The 12082-nt window shown below is 70.9% G+C and carries 7 protein-coding genes; all 7 read right to left on the bottom strand.

Features of this window, described 5'->3' with window-relative positions; all coding sequences use genetic code 11:
• Window positions 1–6 precede the first annotated feature (6 nt).
• Window positions 7–1446: a serine/threonine-protein kinase gene (locus tag ELQ94_RS11045; protein ID WP_127050324.1), complete on the bottom strand. Its 1440-nt coding sequence runs from the start codon at window positions 1444–1446 to the stop codon at window positions 7–9.
• Between the two features lie 114 nt (window positions 1447–1560).
• Window positions 1561–2682: an FHA domain-containing protein gene (locus tag ELQ94_RS11040; protein WP_127050322.1), complete on the bottom strand. Its 1122-nt coding sequence runs from the start codon at window positions 2680–2682 to the stop codon at window positions 1561–1563.
• Window positions 2683–2779: 97 nt separating this feature from the next.
• A complete protein-coding gene (locus tag ELQ94_RS11035) occupies window positions 2780–3634 on the bottom strand; it encodes an FHA domain-containing protein (RefSeq protein ID WP_127050320.1) in 855 nt (284 codons plus the stop codon).
• On the bottom strand, window positions 3612–6146 hold the full coding sequence (locus ELQ94_RS11030) for a transglutaminase-like domain-containing protein (protein WP_127050318.1): 2535 nt from the start codon (window positions 6144–6146) through the stop codon (window positions 3612–3614). The genes ELQ94_RS11035 and ELQ94_RS11030 overlap by 23 nt, the downstream gene beginning before the upstream one ends.
• Entirely contained in the window at window positions 6143–7405 is a 1263-nt protein-coding gene (locus ELQ94_RS11025; protein ID WP_243696984.1) for a DUF58 domain-containing protein, read from the bottom strand. Before ELQ94_RS11025 ends, ELQ94_RS11030 begins: the two co-directional genes overlap by 4 nt.
• A gap of 19 nt (window positions 7406–7424) precedes the next feature.
• Window positions 7425–8393 carry an AAA family ATPase gene (locus ELQ94_RS11020; RefSeq protein ID WP_127050316.1) on the bottom strand — a complete coding sequence of 323 codons (969 nt, stop codon included), beginning with the start codon at window positions 8391–8393 and terminating at the stop codon, window positions 7425–7427.
• 57 nt (window positions 8394–8450) lie between these two features.
• On the bottom strand, window positions 8451–12082 hold a 3632-nt coding region (locus tag ELQ94_RS17300), incomplete at its 5' end, for an Ig-like domain-containing protein (RefSeq protein WP_243696983.1).

The raw sequence follows: 12082 nt of genomic DNA, 5'->3' as shown, positions 1-12082 counted from the left end.
GCATCATCAGCCGGCCCCGTCCGGGAGGTCGATGCACTTCTCCGCGCTCGGCTCGCCCAGTCGACCGGCGCGGCGCACCGTGACGGTCACGCACACGGGGTCGCCGGGGGTGCCGTCCATGCGGTACTCGGTCGTGCGCTGGATGCTCTCGCGTCCGTCCGAACTCGTGATGACGAAGTTGTCTCCCTCGACGGCATCCTCGGAGCTCCAGGAGAACACGGCCATGTCGTCCTCGATCGTCGCCGCGATGTCGTTCACGACCGGGATGGTCCCGTCGTCCCGTTCGGCCGTGAGGACGACGGTCGTGACGGCCGCGGCGAGCACGACCGTCGCTGCGGCGACCGAGAGGATCACCGCGGAGCGACGCGAGCGACGCGGCTCGGCGACCCTCCGCCCCGTCGTCGAGCGACCGGGCGAGCCCACCGACTCCCGGACGACGGTCCGAGCGTCGTCCGCCGAGGCCGCCTCGGACGGGACCGGACGGGACCGGCGTGGCCGCCGGCCCGGGTCCACCTGGCGGATCGCGGTCTGCCGTGTGCGGTCCACGGGATCCGAGACCGCGGCGTGCGCCCACTCGTCCACCGCGATGTCAGGCTGGGTCTGCGCGATGCCGAGCTCCGCCTCGACCATCTGGAGTTCCCTGGCGAATTCGAGCGCGCTCCGCTGCCGGGCATCCGGTCGCCGCGACATGGCGCGGCGCAGCACCACCTCGAGACGCTCGGGAACGTCGGAGCGATCGAGCGGAGGCAGCTTCGCTCGCGAGATCCGCGTCATGAGCTCCGCCGGGGTGTTGTCGGATCCCGACGACTCGAACGGACTCCGCCCGGCGAGCAACGAGTAGACCGTCGCGCCGAGGGACCACACCTCTGAGGCGATGTCGCCTTGCGAGGCTCCCGACACCACCTCGGGAGCCGACCAGGGCACCGAGAGCCCCACCGACTGCTCGGGCGCGACGGTACCGATGACCGCGGCGATCCCGAAGTCGCTCAGAACGGGGTTGCCGTACGCGGTCTGGAGGATGTTCGACGGCTTGATGTCCCGGTGGAGGACCCCGGCCCGGTGCGCCGACTCCACGGCTCCGGCGATCGCGATCCCGATCCGGAGCACCTCGGCCACGCCGAGACGCTCGCGACGGTAGCGATCGCCCACGCTCGACGGGCACATCTCCATGACGAGGTACGGCCGGCCGTCGGCGGATACGCCCGACTGGTGCACCGTGAGGATGGCCGGGTGCGTGCTGAGCTGCGCCATGAGATCCGCCTCGGCGCTGAAGACGTCGCGAGCCGCCTGATCGGCGTAGCCGCTCAGCATGACCTTGACGGCCACGCGGCGCCGCGGAGTCTCCTGCTCATAGAGGAAGACGTCGGCGAAGCCGCCCGATCCGAGGATGCTGGAGTAGGTGAAGCCCGGAAGCACCGGCGGTGCGGAGGGCAGGCGGGAGGACATGCGGGCACACCTCCGATCAGGACTCGTCAGGCGGACGACGACGCCGCCGTGGCGCCCGCGCGATTGCCCCAATCCTAGGCCGATCGGGCCGGGATCCCCTGTGCATCGTGAGGGTTACTCGAATGGGGCGGGGGGAAGGATCTCGAGGACCACGCCGTCGCCGATGTCGACGAAGGTTCCAGGGATCACGGCGATGCCCTGGCCACCCCTCAACCGCTGCCAGTCCCGGCCGGGGAGGATGACCGACGTGCCGTTCGTCGACCGCAGATCCGTCACGACGACCGAGTCGCCCTGCTGCCGGAGCTCGAGGTGCGTGGAGGAGACGAGCTTCGCGGGCGAGGCGACCGAGAAGAGGCGCACGGGTTCGTCGAGAGGGATCCGCGGCTGCTTGGGATTCCGCCCCACGTAGTGCACGACGTCGAGGGGGTACGGCACCCCGTCGCGGACCCGGAAGGCAAAGGTCGACGGTCGGGGCGCCGGGCGGGCGGGAGCCGCGTCGACCGACTCCGGAACCGCGCCAGCACCGAGCGTGGACCGCAGCACCGTGCGGCCGTCGTGGAGCACGGAGTCGGGGATCCGGTCGGCCTCGACGGGCACGGAGCCCGTCGCGACGGCCGCAGCCGGGGCCGCGTGGGCTCCGGCGCGACCCGTCGGCCGCAGGTCGTCGCGACGGACGGTCCGGTCGACCTCGCCCGTCAGGTCCGTCGCGCGGACGAGGCGGTCGGGACCCGAGCCGGCCGGGCGGTCCGGGACCATGCGCCGCGCTCCCCAGGCCATCCGGTCGGCGACGATGATGCCGCCCGCGACGGGGAACTCGACCGATGCTCCGATACCGGCCCCGCTGCGGGTGATCGTGCTGATCACCACGACGCCCGAGAGGTCGGATCGCGCCCAGGAGCGGTCGGCGGGAGGCGCGATCCGAGCGCTCCCGCCCACGACGTCCACATCGAGCATGCCCTCGCCGTGCACGAGGGCGGAGACCGTCGCGGTGTCGGTACCGTCCGGACGGACCGAGAGCGCCACGAAGGAGAGGAGCCGGCCGTCGGCGAGCGTCTGCGGGATGACCGCGATGACGTCGTCGAAGAGGGCGCCAGGTCGGGAGACGACGCCCCACACCGCGTCGACGACGGGCTGGTCGACGGGCGTGAGCATGCCGACGACCGTCTCGGCACCGACGAGGTACAACCAGGACGGGGCCGGGGTCTCGAGACTGTAGCGGAAACCCTGCGACGACAACGAGCATCCTTCCGGTCAAGAGCTTTGGCCCCCCAGCCTACGGGGGCGGGTCCACGACGGGCAGACCGCGGAAGGGGGGTCGGGTATTCCGGCCGCCTCAGCGCCCGACCCGCTGCACGACGACCCGGAGGGCACCGAGCAGCAGGCTGTGTCCGCTCGGGACGGGAGTCGGGACCTCGGGCGAACAGGCCGTCTCGAAGCCGTCGTCGTCGACGACGGCGGTACCGTTCGTCGAGTGCAGATCGGTGACCCAGACGTGACCGCGCTCCCAGGTCACGAGGGCGTGCGTCTTGGACACGCTCCGCGCCACGTCGTGGACCCGGACGAGTCCGGCCGACGGGTGGGCGTCCTGTGACACGGGGTCGCGGCCGAGGAGGACCCCGCGCCCGATGACCGCGCTCGAGCCGTCCGGGAAGTGCAGGACCGGGCTCTCGATCGTCGTCGGCGCGGTGACCGGCACGTCGGCGGGAGGGTGCGGGGCCGGCGCGGCACCGCTCTGGGGCGGCCTCACCGTGTCGAGGGGCGGCGTCGAGGGCGCTGCAGGACCCGGCGACCTCTGCGGGACGACGGGCGCGGCGACCGGCTCATCCGACGGGGCCACGGGTGTGGACGGGGCCGCGGGCGGGGCGGCCGCCGCCGATGGCGGCGCACCCATTCCGGGAGGCAGCCCGATGAAACCGGGCCGAGCAGGAGCCGGCGGAGCAGCGGGAGCCGGCGGAGCAGGTGGCGCAGCGGGAGTCGACGGTGCGGGGAACGCCGGAGCGGCAGGACGAGCCGGGGTGGGCGCCGGCGCCTCGGCGTCGGGATCGGTCGGGTTCGTCGGCGGTGCCGCCTGCTGCGCGAATGGCGGCAGCGGGGGGACGGGCGGCGTCACGGCCGCGCCGGGGAGGGGCGGGCGCGGCGGGATCGCGACACCGTTCCAGTACTGCTCAGGAGCGTCCGGTTGCGACACGGTGCGTGGCTCCCCTCCGTCGTGTTCCGGCGGCCGCGGCGCGCGAGCGGGCCCTGCCCGATCGGTTGACGCGGAGGCGGCTTCGGAGCCGCCGCCACCAGCCTACGCCGCGCGTCGCCCCGAGAAGCTCACGACGGGCGCCCGACCAGAGTGTGTCGACGGAGTCGTCCGCCGTGTCCCCGCCGGCGAAGACGGCCTCGTCCGCTCGGGCGGCGAGCTCGCGGAGACCGCCGAGGACGACCGGGTCGGCCGCCGGAGCGTCGGACGCCGCGCCCCTTCCCCGTCGTCCGGCACTCGCCCGTGCGCGTTGGGCGGCGAAACTCGAGGCCGTCGCCGTCCGGGTCTGGTTCGGCGGAACGGCGTACCCGAGCTCGGCATGACCGTCGACGAGCTCGTCCCATGCTCCGACGGCCCTCTCGTGCCCGGTCGGTGCGCGGCGCCGGCGACGGCGCCTGGCGATCTTCCGCAGGGCGACGACGAGCATCCACAGGCCGAGGAGGACGTACGGTGACACGATGCCGATCGCCGTCCACACGACCCAGGCGGGAAGGACGAACGCCTCGTCCTTCTCCTCGTCGTCGCCGTCCTCCGTGTCGACCGAGGTCAGCAGATCCTCCTGCTGCTTCTCCACGCGCGGAGGCTGACGCACCTGCGGCTGCGGCTCGGTCTGCGGCTTCGGGTTCTGGTCCTGCGGGATCTCCGTCTCGTCGGGGGTGGGGTAGAACGGCACCCAGCCCACGCCGTCGAACGGCACCTCCACCCAGGCCGTGACGTCTCCGCCCATGACGTCGGTCGGCTGGCCCTCCACGACGTTCTCGGGAGCGAAGCCCATGACGACCCGCGCGGGATAGCCGAGCTCGCGCACCATGAGCGCCATCGCCGCCGCGAACTGCTCCTGGTCGCCGATCATCTGGTTGCGCGTGAAGAGCTCCTCGATCCGGTCCGCCCCGTGCCCGGCGCGCGACGCGACGCTGTCCGAGGCGAGTCCGTGGCTCAGGAAGCCCTTGGTGTGCAGCGCCGTCTCGAGGGCACGGATCTGCTCGATCGGCGTCGACGCGTTGCCGATGTACTCGCTCATCTTGGCCGAGACCACGTCCGGGACATCGTTCAGAGGGGGCAGGGACACGTCGGCCGGGTCGACGCTCGCGAGAGCGTCGTCGGACGGGACCACCTGGGTCTCGCTCGTCAGCGCGTACGCATCGCCCTCCGAGAGCCCCGACATGAGCACGGTCGTGGAGGTCGCCGCATTGAAGCGCACGCTCTCGACGCGCTCCGTGTCGGCCCCCTCGAGCGTGATCGAGGACGGGGCGCCGACTCCCGGGATCCAGACGCCGGAGTAGCCGCCGACCGTGACCTGCAGCGAACGGGTGTCGGCCTCGGTGAAGAGCTCGGGCTCCGGGAACTCGCCGCCCACGAGGCGGAACGAGCCGGACCCGTTCGTCGCGACATCCACGCCCGCGACGTCCCACAGGCGCCCGGTGTAGAGGTCCATGGTCGCCAGTCGCACCTGGTCGCCGGGCACGAGACCGTCCACCGTGAACAGGATCGTCTCGTCGAGGTCCGCCGTGTAATTGCGGAATCCTGCCAGCGGGCTCGGGTAGTCGACGGGGTCGAACGGCGGTTGCACGACGTCCCGCAGCACGAAGCGACCCGCATCGACCGTGGGGCCCGTGACCGCCCCACCGAGCGTCGACGCCGCGACGCCGGCCGCCACGACGACGGCCGTGCCGACGAGCTTGCGACGGACGAGTGTGCTGCGGTCCTGCAGGCTCGCATTGCGTCCGAACGGGTTGCGCCATCCGAGCCAGACGAGGGCGACCACGGCGAAGGCGGTTCCCCGCAGCAACGCTTGTACGGGCTCGTCCGTTCCGATGACGATCGTCGCCACATAGAGGACGACGGGAGCGATGAGCAGCACCGCGACCCGGCCGAGGGAGCGCGTCGCCCGCGGGAGCCAGCGCAACGCGAGGACCGCCGAGACGAGGCCCGTGAGCCACAGGCTCACGTACGGGAGCGCGAGGAGGTAGTCGGGGGCGGCGGCGGGCGCTCCGAGCGTGAGCACGTCGGCCCAGCCGAAGACGGCTCCGACGGCGAGTCCGCGGAGGGAACCGAGGGAGGGCAGGACGCCGAGGATCGCCTGTCCCGGGATCGCGGCCGGCGTCCCGATCAGGAAGTAGAGGACGATCGCGAGCAGTGCCGTGAGGATGGCGGACAGCCCGAACAGTCGGGACACCCAGCCCGCCGCGATGCCGACGACGAGACCGACGACACCGGCGACGAGGAACCACGGTCCGACGAGCACGGGGGCGAAGCCCGTGAGGGCGATGAGGAGCAGCAGGCTCACGACCCCGAGGTCGATGAACGCGCGCCGGTCGGCACCGGCGGCGAGTCCCGCGGTCGGCGGCCTCCACGCCCCGGCGCCGCGAGACGACGTACGACGGCGCGGACGGGCACTACGCCGTGTGCGCGGCGCACCGCCCGCCTGGGTCGCGGTGTCCTCGATGCCGCTCACGATGCCCTCGAGAGGACGCGCGGCAGGTCCCGCAGGGTGCCGACGGTGAAGATCTGGAGCCCGCCCGCGATCTTGACCTGCGGGTTCTCACCCGCTGCGATGCGCAAGGCGATGACGCGGGTCTCGGCGGGGAAGAACTTCTCGATGGCCCGGAAGTCCGTCGCCGTCATGCGGCTCCCCGCGACGATCACGGCGACGCTCGGAACGGGGAGCATGGCGGTCGCGTCGCGGGCGAAATCGCGTGGCGACCCCGTCGCCCCCCTCACGACGTCGATGCGGCACGAGTCGTCGAGCAGGGCGCCGGCCGTGTGGGTGCGGAGCCGTCGATCCTCGGTCACCACGTCGATCGCGGTCGCCTCCCGGATCACCTGCGTCGCGACGGACGCCGTGACCGAGACGGCGAGTTCGAACTCCTCCGACGAGGTGTAGTAGCGCTCGTCCGCCGTGTGCAGGATCGTGAGCTGGGAGCGCCGGGTCTCCTCGAACTGCCTCACCATGAGCTGCCCCGTGCGGGCGGAGCTCCTCCAGTGGACGTGGCGGACGTCATCGCCCACGACGTACTCGCGGAGCGCGTGGAACGCGATGTCGCTGTTCGTGATCTTCTGCGTCGTCTGCCCCTCCAGGTCGCGCACGAGGCCGGCGGCGCTCGGCTGCAGTCGCGTCGTCACGGGGTGGACGAAGAGCTCGATGGGATCCGTCCAGGACACGGTGCGGCGGAAGAGCCCCAGCTGGTCGCCGCGGACCGTCACGGCCGGTCCCGCGTCGATGACGGCCCGCCGGTGCGTCGGCACGGCGAAGAGCTCGTCGGTCGACGACTCGGGAGCGAGACCGGGGATCGCGAAGACGGCGAGCCCCTCCCCCACCGGGAGTTCGAGGCGCGTCGCGGAGGTGCGGCGCGAGCCGACGTTCGTGATGTCCACGCGGCCGATCGCGCGCTCCCCCACGACGACGCGCGTGGGGCTGAGAGTGACCTCGACGCGGAAGCTCGTGCGTCCGAGGATCGTCACGATCGCGGCCACGAGCGCACCCACCGCGGTGAAGCCGATCGCGAGCAGTTCCGACCACGACAGCGTCGCGCCGACGACGAGGAGGACCACGGCGGCGGCGAGGACGAGCCAGCCGGTCGTTGTGACGACGCGGACGACGGGCGTCGCGGCGCGCACCACGGGTGCGCCGACGGCCGTGAGGGCGCGACGGATCGACGCGAGCCGCGTGGGCTCGGCGTCGGGTCCGAAGGCGTCGACCGTCGCCTGGGTCATCGCGTGGTCCTCACCATGGTCAGGACGCCCGTGTGGCCGGAGGCGTCACGCGCGCGAGCACGCGGTCGACGATCTGCTGGGACGTGGTCCCGGCGAACTCGGCCTCGGCGTCGATGATGATGCGGTGGGCGAGGACGTGCGTCGCGAGGTCGCGGACGTCGTCGGGCGTCACGTAGAGGCGTCCCTGCGAGAGGGCCCACGTCTTCGCGATCCGGGCGAGCGCGAGCCCGCCGCGCATGCTGACGCCGAGAGCCGCGTGCTCGTCGTCGCGCGTGCCCTGGAGGAGGTCCGCGATGTACTCCATCACGGCCCGCTCGACGTGGACCTCCGACGCGAGCTGGATCATCGCGGTCACCGCTTCCGGGCCGATGATGGGCGAGACGCGGGACGCCCGCGCGCGGTTGGCCGCGTCGAGCAGGAGGTCGACGCTCGTCTCGCGATCGGGGTACCCGAGGGATGTCTTCACGAGGAAGCGGTCGAGCTGCGCCTCGGGGAGCTTGTACGTACCCGCCTGCTCCACCGGGTTCTGCGTCGCGATGACCATGAACGGGCTGCCGACGGAGTGGGGTTCGCCGTCGACCGTCACGAGCGCCTCCTCCATGACCTCGAGGAGCGCCGACTGGGTCTTCGGCGACGCGCGGTTGATCTCGTCGGCGAGCACGATCTGGGCGAAGATCGGTCCCTTGTGGAACTCGAACGTGCGCGATTCCTGGTTGTAGACGGTCACACCCGTCACGTCGGACGGCAGGAGGTCCGGCGTGAACTGGATGCGCGAGTGGGTGCCGTCGAGCGTGTTGGCGAGCGCTTTCGCGAGCACGGTCTTACCCGTTCCGGGGAAGTCCTCGAGCAGTACGTGGCCCTCGCTGAGCATCGCGGCGACCACGAGCCTGATGACGTCCTTCTTGCCGAGGATCGCCTTGTCGACGTTGTCGACGAGGCTCTCGAAGGCGTCGTGGAACCAGGTGGCCTGTTCGGTCGAGACGGTCACTGTTCTCCTTGGGTGGTGCGGACGGTGATGGTGGTCGAGGGGCGTGGAGCGGTACGGCTACGGGAACGAGTAGTAGGGCCCGTAATCCTTACCGTCGATGGTGAGGAGGATCCCGTTCGCCGTCCATGAGCCGTTCTGAATGTACGCCGTTGAACGCGTCGTCCCTTTGTCCCCGGCGCTCGTGTACGTACCAGCGATGTTCTCCCAGCCGTTGCCCCGGTTGAACTTAGGGATCACCTGGTGGTTCCCGTCACCGAAGTTCTCCCACGACCACCCGACGCGGTACGCGTTCGTGACGCCTTCGATGGTCGCTGGTCCGTCGTATCCGAACACGTCCGTGATCGTCGGAACCTTCGGCGGGGGCGGAGGCGGAGGCGGAGGCGGAGGTTCATTCGCGACGCTCGCCGACGAAGACGTCGCCGCCGGCCCACATCCGGCTGGTGAGCAGGCGCTGACGGTGAACGTGTAGCTGCCGGCGTCCATCGCGCCGGACGTCGCGCTCAATCCGGACGTTGAGCCGGTGCCCCCACCGCTGAACGTCCACTCATAACGGTCGATCCGACCGCCGTCGTCATTCGGGGCGCTCCACGCCATCGCGAACGAACTCTTCGCCCACTCGCTCGTCTTGGACAAGCTCAGGTTCCTCGGCGCTGCCGGCTTGCCGTAGGAGACGGCGCTCTCGGCCGGCGACGTCGCGCTCGTCCCGACGCCGTTCGTCGCCGTGACCGTGAAGCTGTACGTCGTGCCGTTGGTGCCGGAGAAGCTGCAGGGTACGCCCGGCGCACAGTCGGTCCGCACCGTGCCGTCGTTCCGCGTCACGGTGTAACCCGTGACCTCCGAACCGTTGTTGGCGGGGGTGGGGTTCACCGAGACGGTGATGTTCCGGTCGCTCGCCGCGAGCGCCGGGGCCGGAGGCGCGTCCGGCACGTCGGTGACGGTGACCGTCGCGCGCCCCTGCGACGTGCGGGACGGGTCCTTCGTGGCGTCCTGGATCGTGTAGAGCACGCTGATGTTCTGGCTCTTCGGGGCTCCCGTGCGGATGACGACACTGTCCCCGCTGACCGAGGCGTCCGCCTGGCCGGACTCCACCGCCACGTCGGTGATCGTGAGCGGCTGACCGGGGAATGGATTGAAGTCGTTGCCGGTCACCGGGATCGTGACGGTGCTGTTCCTACGCGCATCCGGCGAGGAGTCGTCATAGGCCTGCGGCGGCGGCTTGGACGAGGCGACCACCTGGATGTTGATCTGCCCGGTCACCTCGAAGTCGCGATAGGTGATCGTGACGGGGATCGTCGTCGATGTCCCGGGCTGCACGCCGAACGGTGCGCTCGCGGTGAGCGTCGACCCGCTCAGGCTCGCCTGGATGCCCCCGGTGGCCTGCCCGAGGGAGCCGAAGGTGAGCGAGCGCACGACGTCGGCGTTGGGGTGGGCCGCCGATTCGCGGAGGTCGATGGGGAACTGCGAGCCGTCGGCCTCGATCGAGAGCGACGGGTTCGTGAAGGTCGGGGGTTCGTCCTTCATCTCCGGGTCGCCCACGGTGATCGGCATCACGAGGGTGACGACGCCGAGCGCCGTGCCGTCGCTCACCTCGAAGGTCAGGGAGGCGGGACCGCGGTAGTCAACGGCCGGGGTGAACGTCACCGTCTGCTCGTTGACGAAGTTGGGCGTTCCATCGCTGCGATTGCTCGTGACCTTGTCGGCCTCGGTCAGGAAGATGTCTTTGCCCGTCGGCGACTCGGCGATCTCGCTGAGCGACCACGTACGCGTCTCGTTCTTGTCGACGATGCGCTCCTCCTCGATGAGGCGGGGAGGGAGACCGTCGGAGAACGGCGGCACCACGATGAACGCGGCCGAGCTGAGGTCGTCGACGTCGTTCGTGAGGCGGTACGTGATCGCGGTCCGCGTCTCCCCGAGCGTCACGCGCGCCGTCCCGTCCTCGAGGAGCTCGACCGCTCCGGCGTTCGCGCCTTCGATGGATGGGACGAGGTCCGCCGTGAGGCCGCCGGGGTTGGAGGCGCCGTCGCGGAGGTCGATGTCGACCGTGCGCTGCGCGACGACCTCCTCCGCCTGGACGATGTGGTCCTCGACCCCCGGGGGTTGGATGCGTGCGTCCTCGGTCACACGCACCTGGACGTACGCGTTGTCGGTGCCACCGTGGCCGTTCGAGATCGTGTAGCGGATCGCGAAGTTGGTCTCCTCGTCCGGGGCCTCGATCTCGATCGTGCCGCCCGACGTGGACGCCGTGACGTCGGACGGGACGTCGCCCAGGTCCTCCGTGAGCTCGATCGTGTACTCGTTCGGATCGGAGTCGTTCGTCAGCACAGGGACGCTGACGACGCGGCCGGGGCGCACCTCGATCCGGTCGTCCACCGCGATGGGCGACATGTCCTGGGCAGGGCGCTCCACGACGGCGATCTTGATGGTGCCGATCGCCGTGCCGCCGTAGACGTCCTTGACGCGGTACGGGAACGTATCCGTGCCGAACTGCGTCGGGTTGGCCTCGTAGACGAAGGACTCCGAGGTCTGACTGCGCACGAGGCCGAGCTGCTGGGGCCCGGTGATGCCGTCGAAGACGACGGAGTCGCCGTCCCCGTCGATCCCGTCGAGGGGCACGTTCACCTCGACGTCCGCCCCGGCGAAGACACGCGCCGTGAGCGTGGGCGCCGTGGGGGCCAGGTTGTTGTCGGGGTCGGCCGGCACCACGGTGAAGACGACGTTCGCGACGGCCTTCTGTTGGAACTCGTCCGTGACCTGGTAGGTCGCCGTATAGACGCCCGGCTCGGATGGCGCCTGGAAGCGCACGCGGTCCCCGGTGACGAAGGAGAGCCCCTTCTCGGCGGCCTTCGTGAGGTCCTGGTCGACCGTCATGACCGCGTTGTCCGGGTGCAGGTCGTTGTCGAGCACGGGCACGCTTGCGATATCCCCGGCCCGCACCTTCACGAAATCGTCTTCGAGGATCGGCGCCTGGTGCTTCGTCAGCGGAGCCACGGGCACGACCGTCACCGTCGTCGTCGCATCACTGATGCCGTCGGAGAGCGTGTAGGAGAACTGCAGCTGACGATCGAGGGCCTCGTTCGCCGTGACCCGGACGACCGACTTGTTGAGGAGTTCGATCGACAGCGACGAGGCGTCGTCGGGGGCCGAGAGGGAACGCACGGCGAGCACCGATCCGGACGGTGAGACGTCATTCGTCAGCACGGCGAGGCTCGTCGGCTCGTTCGGGCGCAGGTAGATCGTGTCGCGGACCGCGATCGGCGCCCCGAGGTCGTCGGGGATCTGCTTGACGTCGACGCGAGCGAGACCGACGCTCGTCTTCGGCCCCGAGGACAGGGTGTATTTGATGTAGTAGGTGTTCGGGGCGCCGGCCGAGACCGAGAGCGTGCCCGTGTCGGTGTTGGGCGTGATCCCCACGCCGGCCGTGAGCGCCTCCGCTCCCACGAGCGCGAGGGGCTCGCCCGAGGGCGAGACGTCGTTTCCGAGCACGTCGAGTTCGACGGCCTCGCCGACGAACGTCTCCGCGAAGTCGGGCGTGCCGACGGGGTTCATGGAGCCCGCGGGCTTCGCATCGAGGGCGAAACTCCCCGTCGCATCCGTCGTGCCATCCGACACGACGAAGACGATGTCGCGCACGCCGAGCTGGCCGGACGAGTGCGTGACGGTGACGAAGCCGTCCGGGGAGAACCTCACCC

This window comes from Labedella endophytica (assembly GCF_003990045.1).
Lineage (GTDB): Bacteria > Actinomycetota > Actinomycetes > Actinomycetales > Microbacteriaceae > Labedella > Labedella endophytica.
The sequence above is the reverse complement of the archived record's forward strand: the minus strand, read 5'-3'. Positions and strand labels throughout refer to the sequence as shown.

What these genes read in the sequence shown, in the direction of transcription:
- ELQ94_RS11045 (WP_127050324.1), bottom strand. Translation starts at nt 1,446, where the DNA reads ATGTCCTCCCGCCTGCCCTCCGCACCGCCGGTGCTTCCGGGCTTCACC.
- ELQ94_RS11025 (WP_243696984.1), bottom strand. Translation starts at nt 7,405, where the DNA reads ATGACCCAGGCGACGGTCGACGCCTTCGGACCCGACGCCGAGCCCACG.